14 protein-coding genes are annotated in these 16526 nt (G+C 65.8%); 3 read left to right on the top strand and 11 right to left on the bottom strand.

The features are described from left to right. Positions 1-456: 456 nt before the first annotated feature. Positions 457-2607, bottom strand: a complete 2151-nt coding sequence (locus VVD47_RS03320; protein ID WP_327601978.1) for a WD40/YVTN/BNR-like repeat-containing protein — start codon at positions 2605-2607, stop codon at positions 457-459. Between the two features lie 298 nt (positions 2608-2905). On the opposite strand from VVD47_RS03320, the gene VVD47_RS03315 reads away from it, so the two are divergent. After that, entirely contained in the window at positions 2906-4357 is a 1452-nt protein-coding gene (locus VVD47_RS03315; protein ID WP_327601977.1) for a pectate lyase family protein, read from the top strand. 64 nt (positions 4358-4421) lie between these two features. Here VVD47_RS03315 and VVD47_RS03310 read toward each other — a convergent pair whose 3' ends face one another. The 3 genes from VVD47_RS03310 to VVD47_RS03300 all read right to left on the bottom strand — a co-directional run bounded on the left by VVD47_RS03310 (position 4422) and on the right by VVD47_RS03300 (position 9385). Continuing rightward, complete coding sequence (locus VVD47_RS03310; protein ID WP_327601976.1) at positions 4422-6530, bottom strand: WD40/YVTN/BNR-like repeat-containing protein; 2109 nt, start codon at positions 6528-6530, stop codon at positions 4422-4424. A gap of 151 nt (positions 6531-6681) precedes the next feature. After that, a complete protein-coding gene (locus VVD47_RS03305; protein ID WP_327601975.1) occupies positions 6682-7848 on the bottom strand; it encodes a pectate lyase in 1167 nt (388 codons plus the stop codon). A gap of 139 nt (positions 7849-7987) precedes the next feature. After that, complete coding sequence (locus VVD47_RS03300; RefSeq protein WP_327601974.1) at positions 7988-9385, bottom strand: pectate lyase family protein; 1398 nt, start codon at positions 9383-9385, stop codon at positions 7988-7990. Positions 9386-9715: 330 nt separating this feature from the next. On the opposite strand from VVD47_RS03300, the gene VVD47_RS03295 reads away from it, so the two are divergent. Next, complete coding sequence (locus VVD47_RS03295) at positions 9716-10798, top strand: pectate lyase (RefSeq protein WP_327601973.1); 1083 nt, start codon at positions 9716-9718, stop codon at positions 10796-10798. A 105-nt stretch (positions 10799-10903) separates the two neighbouring features. Here VVD47_RS03295 and VVD47_RS03290 read toward each other — a convergent pair whose 3' ends face one another. From VVD47_RS03290 to VVD47_RS03265, 6 genes are all read right to left on the bottom strand, one after another. After that, the gene (locus VVD47_RS03290; protein ID WP_327601972.1) at positions 10904-11413 is read right to left on the bottom strand and encodes a DUF1993 domain-containing protein; all 510 of its coding nucleotides are present in this window, start codon (positions 11411-11413) and stop codon (positions 10904-10906) included. A gap of 43 nt (positions 11414-11456) precedes the next feature. Further along, positions 11457-12107, bottom strand: coding sequence for an RluA family pseudouridine synthase (locus tag VVD47_RS03285; protein ID WP_327601971.1), 651 nt, complete (start codon positions 12105-12107; stop codon positions 11457-11459). 15 nt (positions 12108-12122) lie between these two features. Next, entirely contained in the window at positions 12123-12953 is an 831-nt protein-coding gene (locus tag VVD47_RS03280; RefSeq protein WP_327601970.1) for a class I SAM-dependent methyltransferase, read from the bottom strand. Positions 12954-12977: 24 nt separating this feature from the next. After that, entirely contained in the window at positions 12978-14123 is a 1146-nt protein-coding gene (locus VVD47_RS03275) for a class I SAM-dependent methyltransferase (protein ID WP_327601969.1), read from the bottom strand. Positions 14124-14137: 14 nt separating this feature from the next. Continuing rightward, on the bottom strand, positions 14138-14395 hold the full coding sequence (locus VVD47_RS03270; RefSeq protein ID WP_327601968.1) for a SemiSWEET transporter: 258 nt from the start codon (positions 14393-14395) through the stop codon (positions 14138-14140). Between the two features lie 130 nt (positions 14396-14525). After that, positions 14526-15095, bottom strand: a complete 570-nt coding sequence (locus VVD47_RS03265) for an HNH endonuclease (protein ID WP_327601967.1) — start codon at positions 15093-15095, stop codon at positions 14526-14528. A 184-nt stretch (positions 15096-15279) separates the two neighbouring features. Here VVD47_RS03265 and VVD47_RS03260 point away from each other — a divergent pair, with 184 nt between their 5' ends. Then, entirely contained in the window at positions 15280-15858 is a 579-nt protein-coding gene (locus VVD47_RS03260) for a hypothetical protein (RefSeq protein ID WP_327601966.1), read from the top strand. A 10-nt stretch (positions 15859-15868) separates the two neighbouring features. On the opposite strand, the gene VVD47_RS03255 is transcribed toward VVD47_RS03260, so the two are convergent. Continuing rightward, complete coding sequence (locus tag VVD47_RS03255) at positions 15869-16417, bottom strand: NUDIX hydrolase (RefSeq protein WP_327601965.1); 549 nt, start codon at positions 16415-16417, stop codon at positions 15869-15871. Positions 16418-16526 lie beyond the last annotated feature (109 nt).

The following is a 16526-nucleotide window of genomic DNA, read 5'->3' as shown; positions in this document are numbered from 1 at the left end:
TACTGCAGTAATTTGTTGTTTCCTGGTTTGTTGTTTGTTTGAACGCACGGCCGATGGCCGTGCGTTTTTCTTTGGGCCGGCGATTGCTGGATCGTGCGACTGCAGATCAAGCCCGGGTATCTGTCTGCCGGCGAGGCCCACAGGATTCATTGCCACGCACGGCCGCGTCACCTGCGTCCCACGTCCCAAGCAGAGCAAAACCATGCCGATTCGTCGCGGCAGCGTATCGGCGCCTTGATGAGGTGCGATGCCCGGTCGAGACCGATCGAAGCTGCGCAATACGGCGACCGATCGAGCGTGGTGTGGCACCCCGCAGTTATGCCGTTCATTTGCATGCACCGCACATCGCATGCGTGTGTGCAACGCAAGAACATGAAGACGCACTGGACGGCAAAACGGCAGGCGATCGCGCTGGATCGTCTGCCGTTACGGGTCGAGGACTTGCCGGTTGCTTGCCTACGGTGCGGGCGCTGCGTCGTCAGGCACCAGTCGTACCGTGCGTTCGCCCACCAGCATCAGCGTCTTCGTGGCGGGGTTGATGGCGATGCTGCGGAAATGTCGCTGGGTGTGGGTGTCGATGGCCTGCCAGGTCTGTCCGCTGTCGGTGCTGCGCAGTAGCGTGCCCTGGCGTCCGGTCAGCAACAGATTCCGCGTGCCGGGCTCGACGGCGCTGGTGCGCAATTCTTCCGTCGTGCCGCTTTCCACGCGCTGCCAGGTTTGTCCCTGGTCCGTCGAACGCATGATCAGGCCCCCTTCGCCGAAAGCCACGAGGGCTTGCGTCCTGGGGTCGGTCAGCATGCGCCGCAGCCCGTGTTCGCCGCCGGTGCCGACGCTCTGCCACTGCCGGCCGGAATCGGTGGAGCGAAGGATGGTGCCTCCCTGGCCGACCGCGAAGACATTTCTCGAGGCCGGGTCGTAGTGGCTGCCGTACAGGCCGTGCTCCGTGCCGCTGGGCACGACCTGCCATTGCTTGCTGCGCGGATCGCCACGCACGATCACGCCGCCATTGCCGGTGATCACCACGGTGCCGTCGTCGGTGGCGGCGCCATGCCACAGCTCGCGTCCGCCCGCGTCGACGCGCTGTTCCTGCCAGCTCTTGCCGTCGTCGGTCGACACCTTGAGCCCGCCGAACACTTCCACGGCGACGGTGGTCTTGTGCCGTGCGTCCGGGATCAGTTTCACCAGCGCCTCGCCTTTCTCCAGCGGAATGGCGAGCGTGACCTGCCAGCTGCGCCCCTGGTCGGCGGAACGCATGATCGTGCCCGGCGGACCTGCAGCGAGCAGCGCCTTGCCGCTGGGGCTGAGTTCCAGCGCGCGGTAACTCGGTGGCGTGTTCTCGTTCGGGTAGCGCAGGCGCAGGACTTCCCAGTCATTGCCGTCGTGCCCGGCCAGGTACATCGCGCCGACCTGGCCTGCGGTGACGAAACCCTTGCCGTCGGGCGTGGCGATGACCTCGCGCTGGTAGTCGGTCAGTCGCGCGGACAGCGTTGCCCAGGTCTTGCCGGCATCCTGCGATGCGTGCAGGTGGCCGCCATCACCCAGCAGGGCCAGGGTGCCGCGTTTGGCGTCGTACAACATGCCCTGGAAATTGCCGGCGGTGCCGGCGGGCAGCGCGGCGGTCCAGCTGAGTCCGCCGTCGGCGGAACGCAGCAGCGTGCCGTGATGACCCGCGGCGATGAGGCCCTTACTGCGGGGGTCGAACTGCACCGTGCTCAGGTAGTTCTTGCTGCCGTGAAAGGTCGCCTCGACGAGACGCCAGGACTTGCCTTCATCGGCGGATACGGCCACGTCACCGGTGTGACCGCTCATGACGATCGTCCTGTGGCCGGGGTCGTAGGCGGTGTCGGTGAAGAAGGCCCGCGTGGGCAGCTGCAGGAATGCCCAGTTGTCGCCCTTGTCCTGCGACACGTAGAAGCGCCCCTGCGCGCTGGTGGCGATCAGTGTCTCGCCATGGCGGTAGAAGCCGGTGATCGGGGTGTCGATACCCAGCGAGACGATCGCCCAGTTCTGGCCGCCGTCGTCGGAGCGTCCCAGCATTCCCTCCGGTCCACCCAGCCATACCCGCTGGCTGGCCGGGTCGGCGTAGAGGCTCTCCAGCTTGAACGGCTGGCTGGCTTTCTGCGCGGTCCAGGTCTTGCCGTCGTCGCGTGAATGCAGGATCACGCCTTGCGTGCCGGCGGTGATCCAGGTCCTGGTCGGCGCGTGGAAGGTGAGTGCCTGCAGGTCGGACTCCATGCCGTCGTGGCGGACTTGCGTCCAGGTCTGCCCCTTGTCCTCCGAGCGCAGGATGGCGCCGGCTGCGCCGACGATGATCAGGACCTTGCCGTCCGTGCCGCCACGGTTCAGGTCCGCCGTGACGGGAGAGCTGGCCTGTTGCCATTGCTGGTTGTCGGTGGAGCGCAGGATGGTGCCATCGCTGCCCCATGCAAGCTGGATGCTGCCGTCATCGACCGACATGCCCCGGACCAGTGTCGGGTTGATCACTTCCGCGCGATAGCCCGGCGTCGCGCGCGGGGGCTCCGCGTCGCGACAGCCGACGAGGACAAGGACGGGTAGCAGGATGCTGGCGCTCAGGCGCCAGACGTGAGAGCTCAGGCGGTTGGGCATCGTGTCTCCTCCGAAGTCTTGGCAATGCACGCGCGTCATGGCGGCGTGTCGTTGGTGTGTGATCGCGGATTGTGCCTGCAACGCAGCGCAGCAAGTGCACCGGGCCGGGCTCTCCGGCGTACGCGCGTGGCAACGGCTTTAGTGCCTTGCGGCTTGACCTTTCATGTTTGTCAGACCAATCTGCCGAAGGCGAAATTGCAGAGTCATGACGGGCGTAGAAACATGAAATTGCTCGGTATTTCTGCAGGTTTCGTCAAATTGCAGCACCTACAAAAATACCTACTGAGGAGACATTTCCATGAAGACCACGCAGCTTGCGTTGGGTAACGTATTGCTCGTCGCCTTGACGTCCGTCGCAACGTCCGCGATGGCCGCCAACCGGCCAGCCGGATACGTCACGTTGTGCAGCGAGAACAAGACCTGCTCGGTGGCGCAAACCACCAGCGTCGCCTTCGGCCGTGCCGACAGATTCTTCTACAAGAGCCTGGCAGGCAGCTTCGTCTGCAATGAGGCAACCTTCGGCGGCCGCACTGCCGGTGGCGTCAACGAGTGCTCGGTGCCGGGCAGCTCGTCGAGCAGCTCGTCTTCATCCAGCTCCTCGTCGAGTTCCTCTTCCAGCTCGTCCTCCAGCTCCAGTTCTTCGAGCTCTTCTTCGTCGAGCAGTTCCTCCTCCAGCAGTACCTCATCGAGTTCTTCGAGTTCCTCGAGTTCGTCGAGCAGCTCTTCGTCCAGTGGTACAGGTTCGTCCTCGTCGAGCAGCTCGTCTTCCGGCAATGGTTCATCCAGCGGCAACGCGGCGGGTGTGGATGGCTTCGCCTCGCTGAACCGCGATGGTCGCAACGGTACCAACGGCGGCGCGGGCGGTCCGGAAGTCGTGGTCACCAACTTCCAGCAGTTCGTGACGGCAGTGGGCGATCATTCACCGCGCGTGGTGCGGGTGTCCGGCACGATCCGCGCCGAAGGCGGTGCGGTGATGGTGAACGTCGGCTCCAACAAGAGCATCCTGGGCAGCGGAACCAACGCTACCATCGATGGCTTCGGTCTGAACATCAGCGGCTGGTGGCCGGAGCATGTGGCGCAGTTCAAGTCGGACTGGTGCGAGGCGAAGCACGCCGGGCTGTTCACCTACACGCAGAACGTGATCGTGCGCAACCTGACGATCCAGAACTACGGCGACGACGGCATCAACGTGGCCTGCTGGTCGCACCACATCTGGCTCGACCACAACACCATCCTGCCGGGTACCGACGGTGCGCTGGACATCAAGCGTGGTTCGGACTGGGTGACGGTCTCGTGGAACAAGATCATGAATACCGACAAGACCATGCTGCTGGGCCACGATGACAGCAACTCGGCGCAGGACACCGGCAAGCTGCACGTCACCTACCACCACAACTGGCTGCAGAACACGACGCAGCGCCACCCGCGCGTGCGCTTCGGCCAGGCCCACGTGTACAACAACTGGGCGGACGGGACGAAGAACTACTTCATCGGCTCCAGCCTGCAGTCGGACATCCATGCCGATGGCAACTACCTCAACATGAATGGCTTCGCGACGCAGGAGCAGGGCAGCGCTTCGGGCAAGCTGACCTGGGATGCCAGCAACCTGATCATCAAGGCCAAGGCGCCGGAGGTGAACACGGGCGATGCCTTCAACCCGCGCAGCTACTACAGCTACACGCTGGATCCGGCGGCAAACATTCCGGCGATCCTGACGGCAGGTGCCGGGGCCGGGAAGATCGCTCCCTGACGCTGGATCACCTGTAGTACCAGTGAACAAAGAACCCGCCATCTGGCGGGTTCTTTGTTTGCGATCAGCGAGCGGGCGGCGGAAGCTCGATGCGCAGCAGGCGCTCGCCATAGGCCAGCACCGCATTGCCATCGTCCAGCTCGAACAGGCCTTTCAAATGCCCGGTCGTGCGAGTGGGCAGGCGCTGCCAGCTGAGGCCGCCATCGTCCGAGCGCAGCAGTACCCCCGAGCGGCCGGGCACCAGCAGTACCCCCTTGCGTGTCACCAGCGGTTTGCGCAGGCCTTCGTCCGTCGTGCTGCCGGGCCAGGCCCAGCTGTTGCCGTTGTCCGTGGAGCGCAGCAGGGCACCCTTGTCGCCGGTGATGATCAGCGCCTTGTGGGAAGGGCTGTAGGCGATGTGGCGCAGCGTGGCCTCGGTGCCGCTGTCCAGGCGCCGCCAGGCATGCCCATCCTCGGAACGCAGGATCACGCCCGCGCCGCCGACTGCGAAGAAGGCTCTCAGTTCGGGAATGAAGCTGACGCCGTAGAGCGCCGTCTTCACGCCGCTGTCGACAGGCTTCCACTGCCTGCCATCGCGACTGGCCTGGATGACGCCATCGCGACCGACGGCCACGAAGCTGCCGTCGATGCGGCTGGCATCCGCGTCGTACAGGTGCGGGTCGGTGCGCGCGTCAGTAGGCAGCCAGGTGCGACCGCCATCGACCGAGCGCATCACGGTGCCGGGGCTGGCGAGTGCCAGCAGCACGCCGTTGCGCCGGTCCTCGACGAGCTTCTGGAAGTTGCCCTGTGCCGCGCGATTGATTTCGAGACGACGGCTCCACACCGAGGCGTCGCCTTCGGCGCGGATGATCGTACCGGGCGGCCCACCCGCGACGACGGCGCCGGATCTCGGGTCCTGCACTGCGCTCAGCAGGTAGACGTCGTGCCCCAGGCCGATGGGCTGAGGCGTCCACTGCCGGCCGTTGTCGACCGAGCGCATGACCCAGCCGTTGGCCCCCACGCTGACCAGCGTGCGGCCGTCCGCCGCCAGGCTGATGTCATGCACGTAGGAATGGATGGCCTGCTGCAGCGACGACCAGCTGTCGCCCGCGTCGGCCGAACGCATGACGGCGCCGAACTGGCCCAGGGCGATCATCGTGCGATCGCGGATCAACAGCACGTTCAGCCGGTCAGGCGTCGCGATGGAAATGCGCGTCCAGGTCTGCCCTCCGTCCTGCGAGCGACGGATCGCGCCTGTTTCGCCGGCTGCGAAGACACTCCCGTCCGGGCCGAACGCCAGTTGCTGTATGTACTGGCCGGCGCCGGTCGCACTTTTCTGCCAGCTGCGTCCGCCATCGCCGGAGCGCAGGACATCGCCCTGGGCTGTGCCGACCAGCAAGAGCTTGCGCGCAGGATCGTAGGCGACCGCACCCAGGTAGGCGGAGACGCCGGTGGCCATGTGTTGCCAGCCCTGGCCGTCATCGGTACTGGCGAGGATCTGTCCGTCGCCGCCCAGTGCGAGCACGCGGCGGAACTCCGGCAGGTAGGCCAGGCCGGTGATGGTCGCGGTGCTGCCGCTCTTGACCGCACGCCAGCGCTTGCCATCGTCGGTGGAACGCAGCAGCGTCCCTTCCTCGCCGGCGGCCAGCCATGTGCCACCCGGTAGCGCCAGCACGTGGCCGAGCGGCTTGTTCGCCGGATTGTCGACCGGACTCCAGCGGGCACCTTGATCGGTGGAGCGCAGCAAGGCGTTCTCGCCGACCGCGAGCCAGGTCCTGCTGCGGGCGGATCGCGCCAGTGCGCGTGCGCGGGTGTTCTGTCCGGTGGCCTGCAGCTTCCAGCTCAGGCCGGCATCGGTGGACCGCAGAATGCCGCCGGTGGCACCGGCAGCCAGCAGCGTGCCGGTGTTGTCGTCACGCGCGAACTGCAGGATGGCGCTGGAGACAGGCGCGTCCGGCAGCGTGGCCCGCCAGTGCTGGCCGTCGTCGTCGCTGCGCAGGATGCTGCCGTCGGTGCCGGCCAGCAGCAGCGGCCCGGGCGCGGGTAGCGCCATCTGGGTGAACAGCACGGCGTTGATGACCGTGCGACCGCTGAAGACAGGTGCAGGGGACTCAGGGATTCCTGCTGCCCGGGCAGGCAGGGCAGGCAGCAGCACGCCACATAGGGCGAACAGCGTGAACAGTCGCTTCGACATCCTGGACATCCGAAAGGGCATGAGTGCGAGGGAGCAGGTGGGCACATGATCCGTCAGGAACACGGTCCCGGAAAAGAAAACCCCCGGATCGCGAAGACACGGGGGTTCTGTGCTGCAGACGGAGCGGCCAGGCCGCTCCGGTGTCACGGCATCAGTACGCCTTCACGTCGCCCGTGCTGACGTCGCACGAAGCAGAGTTCCACTTCTCACCGATGGTGGAAGAGGAGCCGCCGCCCTTCTGGACGCCCTTGTACTCGACGCAAACCTTCGGGCTGCCCGACTTGTAGCCCTTGATCAGCAGGTTGCGGATCGTGGCACGGTCGCCGTAGTTGCTGTTCACGCCGATGACCGACGAGGACACCTTTTCCAGCTTGGTGTTGTTGATGTTGAAGAAGCGCGGGCCACCGTTGCCGGTGCAGTCGCCACACGAGCGGGACAGCTTGCCGATGGAGCCGGTGGTGGTGAAGTCGTTCACGTTCAGGGTCGAGTTGATGCCGTTGTTCTGGAACACCTTGTCGTCCGCGTTGGCTGCCGTGCCGCCCTTGATGTTCATCACGGTGCCGACCTGACCGTTGCCGATCGAGGCTGCGTCTTCACAGACTTCTTCCCAGGTCACGTTTTCCAGGTTGCAGGTGCCGCCCTGGACGTTGGTGCCCAGGCCGCTGCCGAGGCTGCCCCAGCCGCAGTGGATACCGTCCGCGCCACCGCCAGCGGCGATCACGGCGTTCTTCACGGTGCCGTTGATGATGGTCAGCACGGCCGGTTGGGTTTCGCTACCGCCCGCGCAGGACAGGCCCAGCTTCTTGCCACCGCAGTCCACCGTGGTGCCGTGGATCAGCGCGCCCGGCTCACAGGTGTTGACCGGACCGGACCAGCCGGGGATCGGGGTCGTGCCGTTGCCGGACGAGCCCGAGCTGCTGCTCGACGACGAGCTGGAGCTGCTGGAGGAAGAGCTGCTCGACGAAGAGCTGGAAGAAGAGCTCGAGCTGGAGGACGAGCTGCTCGAAGACGACGAAGACGAAGAGCTGCTGCTCGACGAGGACGAACCGCCCGAGCTGCTCGAAGCGGTGGAGCACTCGTTCACGCCACCGGCGATGCGGCCGCCGAAGGTCGCTTCGCTGCAGGTGAAGCCGCCCGAGAGCGTCTTGTAGATGAACTGGTCAGCGCGGCCGAAGGCCACGTTCGTGTTGGCCGGAACCGAGCAGGTGCCCTTGTTTTCCGCGCAGACGGTGACCCAGCCCTTGGGGCGGTTGGCGGCGAAAGCTGACGCTGCCATGGTCGCGGCGGCCAGGCCGATTGCGATGTGCGAGAACTTCATTCTTGTCTCCGTAGTTGTTGGTTTGTTGCTGCGACTTCACTGGCGTGCGTTGCACTGCTGCGCCAGACATGCGGAAAGGAGCCCGATGTTCCGGACTCCTTTCGCTGTACTGCGTTATAAGGTGTTGCTCACGCGGTGCTTACAGTTTTCCGGCGCCCGCGCCATTGCTCACGATGGTCGGCACGTTGGCGGCCGGGTCCAGCGTGTAGCTGTAGTAGCTGCGCGGGTTGAAGCCCTGGCCGTTCTGCACCAGGCAGTCGTCGGCACGGCACTCGCCCGAGTTGATGTTCGAGCTGCCGTAGGTCACCTTGTTGCCACCCCAGTAGGTGATCAGGCGCTTGATGCCGTCGATGTAGTTGCCTTCTGCCGTGATGTCCGAACCTACGCCGGCACCGATGAAGTAATCCTGGATGCCGTTGCCGTAGTTGTTGAAGATGTGCGCCTGGCCGAAGCGCACGCGCGGGTGACGCGTGTTGCTGTGGTCGAACCAGTTGTGGTGGTAGGTCACGTGCAGGTAGCCGGTGTCCTGCGAGCCATTGTTGTCGCTATGGCCCAGCAGCATCGACTTGTCGGTCTGCACGAAGCGGTTCCACGACACCGTGACCCAGTCCGCGCCACGCTTCACGTCCACCGAGCCGTCGGTCGAGGAGTAGAAGGTGTTGTGGTCCACCCACACGTGGTGGGTGTAGCACTCGACGTTGATGCTGTCGTCGGACGAGTTGCGGAAAGTCAGGTTGCGGATGATGACGTTCTCGGCCGGCGTGAAGGTGCCGCGGTCATCGTAGTCGCAGGAGTCGCCCTCGTTCGGCGGCACGAAGCTGCTGACGTTGAAGCCGAAACCGCTGATCGTCGCGCTGGAGCCCACACCGATGATGGTCTTGTTGGAGCCGACCTTCACCATCTTCGGGCTGGAGCCGGAGATCGTGCCCGACACCTGCACGATGCGCGGCGTGTTGTCGCCCACGGCGGCAACCAGTTGCGCAAAGGTGGTGACGGTGACGGTCTGGCCACCCACGCCGCCGTTGGTGCCGTTACGGCCGGCCTTGTTCAGCGTGGCGAAGCCGATCAGGCCCGGGGCGTTGCCGCCGGACGAGGTGGAGCTGCCGGTGCCCGAGCTGGACGACGAGGAGCTGGTGCTCGACGAGCTGCTGGAAGAAGAGCTTGAAGAGGAAGAGCTGGAGGAACTCGACGAGGACGACGAAGAGCTGCTGGAGCTGGACGACGAGCTCGACGATGAGGATGAGGACGACGAGCTGGAGCTGGATGACGAACTGGTCGTGCTGGCGTAGGAGCACCACGCCGAGCTGGTGAAGCTGTTGCTCGGGAAGTTGCTGCCGGAGCAGGCGACGCTGTTGCTGAAGGTGCCGTAGACGAAGCTGCCGGACTTGCCGAGCGCGACCTGGCGGGTACCGCTGAAGGAACAGGTGGCGCCGGTGTTCTGGGCGCACTTGGTGTAGCCGGACGGGTAGTCGGTGGCGGCGTGCGCGAAGGCGACGGCCGAGCAGGCGAGAACGCCTGCAAGCAGTTTGCGGATCATGATGTGTGTCTCCAGATAATTATTGTTTTGCTGCAGTGTAGGTACTTTGCCTACAGATCGAGGACGCATGAATCTGGTTGCCGGGCGTCCTGATCGTGCTGCAGCTTGGTCGCGGTTCTTTTGGACGTCAAGGCGCAGCGCGGAAAATTCGTGCGACGAGCGAGGAACTTGTCCTACATGCCCGGCAAAGCCTTGCTTTCATGCGATGAATGGCCAAACTAGGGGCTGGTCGCGCCCGCAAGGGGTCGCCGGCTACTGGAGCTCCGGAATTTCCGTGCCCCCAGATCCAACAATTCCAAGATCGATCAAGATCCAAAGGAGACAGGTCTCATGAAACTCTCGCACATCGCCTTCGGCCTGGCGGCCGCAGCGATGGCTGCTTCCGTCTGGGCAGCCAATCGTCCCAAGGGCTGGGTCACCATCTGCAAGGAAGGCGCTTCCTGCTCGGTGGCCGCCAACACGCAGGTCGCTTTCGGCCGCGCCGACCAGTTCCTGTACAAAACGCTTTCGGGCAGCTTCACCTGCAACGAAGCGACCTTCGGCGGTCGTATCGCCGGTGGCAACAACGAGTGCTCCACGGCCTCGAGCAGTGGTGGCGGTTCGTCGTCCTCTTCATCGTCCTCGTCGTCTTCTTCTTCCTCTTCTTCCTCCTCCTCGAGCAGCTCCTCCAGCTCTTCGTCGAGCTCATCGAGCTCCAGCTCCTCGTCCAGCAGTTCGTCCTCGAGCTCTTCTTCCTCGTCCAGCTCGGGCGGCGGCGCGTGCCTGCCGGGCAGCACCATCAGCGGCACGGTGGACTGCGGCGGCGTGACCATCGGCACGGCCTGCGGCGGCCAGGATGAAGGCCAGCAACCGGTGCTGAAGGTGGCCAACGGCGGCACGGTGAAGAACCTGCGCATCAATGCCAACGCGGCCGACGGCATCCACTGCCAGGGCAACTGCACGCTGGAAAACGTGGTGTGGGAAGACGTCTGCGAAGACGCCGCCACCATGCTGGGCACCAGTGGCCAGGTGATGAACATCATCGGCGGCTCGGCCAACAATGCCGAAGACAAGGTGTTCCAGCACAACGGCAAGGGCAGCACCATCAAGCTGCGCAACTTCAACACCTACGGCAGCATCGGCAAGCTGTGGCAGTCGTGTGGTAACTGTTCGAACAACGGCGGCCCGCGCAACCTGGACCTGGACGGCGTGAACATCAACGGTTCTGTCAGCAGCTACCTGCTGCGCCTGAACTACAACTACGGCGACAAGGCCACCGTGCGCAACCTGCGCATCAAGGGCTACAAGGCCGGCGCACCGAAGGTCTGCGTGCAGGCCATCGGCGTGCAGCCGGGTGAGCCGCAGGTCAACAACGGTGAGTTCTGGGAAACCCAGTGGTGCGACATCCGTCGCTCCGACGTGACTGCCTTCTGATCACGTAGCAGTTGAAAAAGAAAACCCGGCTCAGGCCGGGTTTTTCTTTTGTGGGTCGTTGCCTGGATGACCCGGGGCAGGCGATGTCCCAGGCCGCCACCGGATCTACTCCACGCGGCCGAGGTAGTCCGCCTTGCCGATTTCCACGCCGTTGTGACGCGCGATCGCGTAAGCCGTCGTGGTGTGGAAGAACAGGTTGGGCAGGGCGTGGCCGAGGAGGTAGGACTGCCCGGTGAACTGGCGCGTGCCGCTGCGCATCTTCAACTCGACGGGACGCTCTTCCGAGCCGTCGATCTGCGCGGGCTGGAAGCTGTTGGCGAAATCGATGGTGCGGTTGATGCGTTCGATGAGTTGCTCGATGGTGGTCTCGGTATCCGCCCAGCTCGGCGGTTCCTGGCCGGCCAGTCGGGCGACGGCACCCTTGACGGTGTCGCTGGCGATCTGCACCTGGCGCACCAGCGGGAACATGTCGGGGTAGAGGCGCGCGTTGAGGAAGATGGAAGGATCGATCTTCCTGGCTTCCGCGTGGGCGGCGATCTTCTCGAGGATGCTGACCAGGTTGCGCAGCGTGCGCGTGGCGGTGGGGACGAGGGCGGAATGCATGGACAGGGTCATTGGCGGCTCCTTGCCGGGTGATCGTAGGTGTGGCGGAAGGTGTTCAGAACGGCGCAGGGCTCTGGAAATGCATTGTCTCGCCGCTGACCGGGTGGGTGAAGGAAAGCGATTCCGCGTGCAGCAACAGGCGCGGTGCGCGGGCGACGCTGCCTGCATCAGCGTACAGCTCGTCGCCGAGGATGGGGTGGCCGATCTGCTGCAGGTGGACGCGCAACTGGTGCGAGCGGCCGGTCAGCGGTTCGAGTTCCACGCGCGTACTGTCCGCATCCCGTGACAGCACACGGTAGCGGGTCAGCGATGGCTTGCCGATGTCGTGGTGGACTTTCTGGCGCGGCCGGTTCGGCCAGTCGGTGATCAGCGGCAGGTCGATCTCGCCTTCGGCCTGCGTCATGCGGCCGGCGACGATGGCGACGTAGCGCTTGCCCACCTTGCGTTGCAGGAAGGCGATGGACAGCAGCCGGTGCATTGCTGCGCCGCGTGCGAGGACCAGCAGGCCGGAGGTGCCCATGTCCAGGCGATGCACGATCAGTGCGTCGGGGAACGCCGCCTGCACGCGCGCCGCCATGCAGTCCTGCTTGTCATCACCGCGTCCGGGCACCGACAGCAGGCCGGCCGGCTTGTCGACGACCACCATCGCGTCGTCGTGATGGACCAGCGCGAGGCCTTTGTCCGGTGGTGGGCGGTAGTCGGGCACGACGTGCAGCGTCGCTCAGGCTGGCACGAAGAAACGACCGGAGAGTTCTTCCAGTCCGACCGATTCCAGCACGTCCTGCAGGCGGTGTGCCGCGCGCGGGTTGGACTGGCCGGTCTGCGTGGCGACGATGAGTTCGTTCTTCATCGAATGCTCCCAGCCCACCAGCTCGGTGACGTTCACCTTGTAGCCGTGCGCCTCCAGTTGCAGGCAGCGCAGCACGTTGGTGATCTGGCTGCCGAACTCGCGGGTATGCAGCGGGTGGCGCCACAATTCGGTGAGCGCGGATTTCGCGAGTTCGCGGCCTTTGTTCTTGCGCAGCACCGTGGCGACTTCGGCCTGGCAGCAGGGCACCAGGACGATGTGGCGCGCCTGCTTGGCAAGCGCGAAGCGGATCGCGTCGTCGGTGGCGGTGTTGCAGGCGTGCAGCGCGGTGACGACGTCCACGCTGGCGGGCAGTGCCGTCGACCCGATGGAGTCGGCCACCGACAGGTTCTCGAAGGACATGCCGGGGAAACCCAGCCTGGCGGCGAGCTCGCGCGAGTGGCTCACCAGCTCTTCGCGCGTCTCGATGCCCCAGATGTGCCCCTGCGCAGCGTGTTCCTTGAAGAACAGGTCATAGAGGATGAAGCCCAGGTAGGACTTGCCGGCGCCGTGGTCGACCAGGCTCAGGGTGGCGTGCTGCTGCAGGGCGTCGCGCAGCAGCGGCTCGATGAACTGGAACAGGTGGTACACCTGCTTCAGCTTGCGGCGGCTGTCCTGGTTCATCTTGCCGTCGCGCGTCAGGATGTGGAGCTCCTTCAGCAGCTCGACGGACTGGCCGGGGCGGATGTCGTGGATCTTGCTCATGATGCGGTGTTCAGTCTGCGGTGTTCAGTCTTTGGCGACGAGGCGCCAGAGTGAGGTGACTTCGGCGCTGCGTGCAGCGTGCAGGGGATCGTCGGCGTCGCGGGCCTTGCCGTGGCGCGGGCGGATGTCGAGGCGGTCGCGCACCGCGAGGCCGGCATCGGCGATCCAGCCGAGCAGGGATTCGCGTGAGCGCAGGCCAAGGTGCTCGGCGAAGTCCGACAGGATCAGCCAGCCTTCGCCGCCGGGTGCGAGATGTTCCGCGAGGCCGGCGAGGAAGCCGCGCAGCATGCGGCTGTCGGGGTCGTACACGGCGTGTTCCAGCGCGGAGCTGGGCTTGCCGGGCAGCCAGGGCGGGTTGCAGACGATGAGTGGCGCGCGCCCCGCCGGGAAGAGGTCTGCCTCCAGGATCTCGACCTGCCGTGACAGGCCGAGGCGCTGGATGTTGTCGCGGGCGCAGGCCAGTGCGCGTGCGTCCTGGTCGGTGCCGATGACGCGTTGCACGCCGCGCTTCGCCAGCAGGGCGGCAAGCACGCCGGTGCCGGTGCCGATGTCAAAGGCCAGGGTCTTCGCGGGCAGCGGTGCCTGCGCGACGAGGTCGACGTATTCGCCACGCACCGGCGAAAACACGCCGTAGTGCGGGTGGATGCGGGCGTCGAGCGCGGGAATCTCCACGCCTTTCTTGCGCCATTCATGCGCGCCGACGAGGCCCAGCAGCTCGCGCAGCGACGCGACGGATGCCTGGGCGTGGGGCTCCCCATAGGCTTCACGGCAGGCTTCCCGCAGGTCCGGCGCACGGCGCAGGCTGATGCCGTAGTCGGCGTCGAGCGGGATCAGCAGCATCGCCAGCGTACGGGCGCGTTGCGCCTGGGCCTGGCGGTGCAGGTGGAAGGCTTCGGTCAGCGACGCCGGCTTGCGCTGTTTCGACGGTTTGGCCGGCTTGCGGTCGACGCGGCGCATCAGCGCCTGCAGCAACTGGCGGGCGTTCTGGAAGTCGCCGTGCCACAGCAGGGCGGTGCCTTCGCAGGCCAGGCGGTAGGCAGTGTCGGCAGGCGTGGTGTCGTCGGCGATGACGACACGCCTGGGTGCAGGCCAGCCGCTTTCGGAGCGCCAGCGTGCGGTGTGGACAGTGTCGTTGTCCTGCCAGCTCAGGCTGGCTTGCGGATCATTCATGGTGTGGTCGTAGTTCAGCCGAAGCGCAACTTCATGGCCAGGATGAAGCTGGCGAGTGTCAGGGTGACGGCATTGGCCACCGTCACCGGCCAGGAGCCGATCAGCAGGCCGTAGGCCAGCCACAGCGCCACGCCGGTGACGAAGACGCTGTACATGCCCAGCGATACCCCGTGGGCGGAGCGGCTCTTCCAGGTCAGCCAGGCTTGCGGGACGAATGCGCAGGTGGTGAGGCCGGCGGCGGCGAAGCCGATGATTTCGGTGAGGGCTTGCATCAGGCGAGGGGAAAGCGGCAGTGGGCGATGACGGAAAGGTGTCGCCGCAACAGGTGCCGCCGCGCATGCTACTCCATCGCGGTCGGCCCGCGATGTCGTGGACCGGCCGCGAGGAGCGAACCCGCGGGTGTCAGGCCGGCGCGACGTGCCGCCAGCGGCTCTGCGCCGGCAGGTGACGGGCCAGGAAGTCCATCTGGTCGGCGAGGATGTTGCGGTTGGAGAGGATCAGGTACTCCGCCTTGTTCGGCACGTAGGGCGCGTACAACAGCAGCATGCGGGCCTGTTCCGGCGTGCGGCCGGCCTTGCGCTGGTTGCAGGAGCGGCAGGCGGCCACCACGTTCATCCAGATGTCGGTACCGCCTTGCGACACCGGCAGGACATGGTCGCGAGTCAGGCGATGCACGCTGAATTCGCCGCCGCAATACGCACAGACATGGCGGTCGCGGTGGAAAAGCTCGCGGTTGGACAACGGCGGGGTCTGGATCAGGCTGCGCGCCGACAGCGCACGACCCTTGATGGCGATGATGCTGTTGGCGGTGAGGGCGGAACGCGTGCCGGTGAGGCGGGAGGTGCCGCCGAGGAAGGTGAAGCAGTGTTCGCCAGCGTCCCAGGCCACCAGGTTCTTGCTGTAGTAGAAGATGGCGTGTTGCCAGGTCACCCAGCGATGCGGCTGACCGTGGACATCCAGGGTCAGGATCAACGGGCGCCTCGAACGGTGAGGGCTGTACAGCTCGGGCTGGCGGATCGCGTGTGGCAGCATGGCGGAGAGCGAACCAGGTGGGGACTGCGCAGGGACTACATTCCTTGAAGTATCGGCACTGACAATGCCTGTACGCTAAACGGGTTGCGCGACTTTTTCAATCTTTGCCCGGGGAGAGGGGTGGATGAAGCTGCGTCGCTACGCGCTTGTCGGCCTGCTGGCGTCGGTGTTGCTGCACCTGGCGCTGCTGGACTACTGGCGCGGGCAGACCGTCTCCTCCGTGAATGGCAGGCAGGCCTTGCAGGTCCGCCTGCAGGCGGGCTCCGAGGCGCCGTCGGCGAAGGAAACACCGGTTCCGGTCCCCCTTCCGCCGCCTGCAGCGACGGCGATTGCGGGCGGGCGCCCGTCAGCCACCGTGGAAACTGGAAAGCCGGCACCCGCGCGCGCTGCCGAAACGCCGCCGCCCGCCGTGGCGCCGATCGGGCCGGCCGAGGCGACCCCCGGGTTTCGCCCGCTCAACCACATGGAGTTGCCGGTCAGCCAGCGCCTGGCCCTGCTGGCGGCCCTGGTCGATCTGGCGCCCGACATGTTGTCCGCGGCGCGCGAACGGTTGGCGGCGCGCTTCGATGAGCAGGGCCGCGTGGTGGCACTGGGGCGTGACGGGGAGTGGCTGGACGCCGGGACCTGGCAATCCAGGCTGGGGGCACTGCGGTTGCCGGTGACGGGGCCGGGGGAAGTCGAGATCGAGCTGTTGCCGCGCTGAGCGGGAAGCCCTAGCGCCCGCCTGCCTCGGGCGGCGGCAGGTCGACCACCCGGAACTGGAAGCGGCCCTCGCGACGGTCGGCGAAGAAGTGCCTCAACGTCACGCCGACCGAACGGAACGCGATCTGCTCCCAGGGGATGTCGGCTTCGTCGAACAGCGCCACTTCCAGCGACTCCGGACCGGAGTGGAATTCCAGGTCCAGCAGCCGTGCCTTGTAGAGGATGTGGATCTGGCTGATGTGGGTGACGTTCACCAGCGTGTACATCTGCTCCAGCTCCACCCGCGCGCAGGCCTCTTCGCGGGTTTCTCGCTGCGCGGCGTCACCGGTCGTCTCGTTGTTCTCCATGAAGCCCGCCGGCAGCGTCCACAGGCCGTATCGCGGCTCGATGGCGCGGCGGCACAACAGCACCTTGTCTTCCCACACGGCGAGCACGCCGGCCACCACCTTGGGGTTGGAATAGTGGATCTCGTGGCACTGGTCACAGACGTGACGGGGCAGGTGGTCGCCCGCGGGAACACGCAGGGTCACCGTTGCACCGCACTTGGGGCAGAAGTTCATGGCGCCGGGTAGCCGTCAGCAGGATTGGATCCTTGGCATTCTAACTGCTTGGTGCCGCCCGGGCCGGCCGTCGGCCGGGCGTGGTTGGACGGGCCGGCTCAGCACCGCA

Source organism: Uliginosibacterium sp. H1, assembly GCF_036017065.1.
In the GTDB taxonomy this organism is placed as follows: domain Bacteria; phylum Pseudomonadota; class Gammaproteobacteria; order Burkholderiales; family Rhodocyclaceae; genus Uliginosibacterium.
Note: the sequence above shows the minus strand (reverse complement) of the source record. Positions and strands in the feature narration are given on the sequence as shown.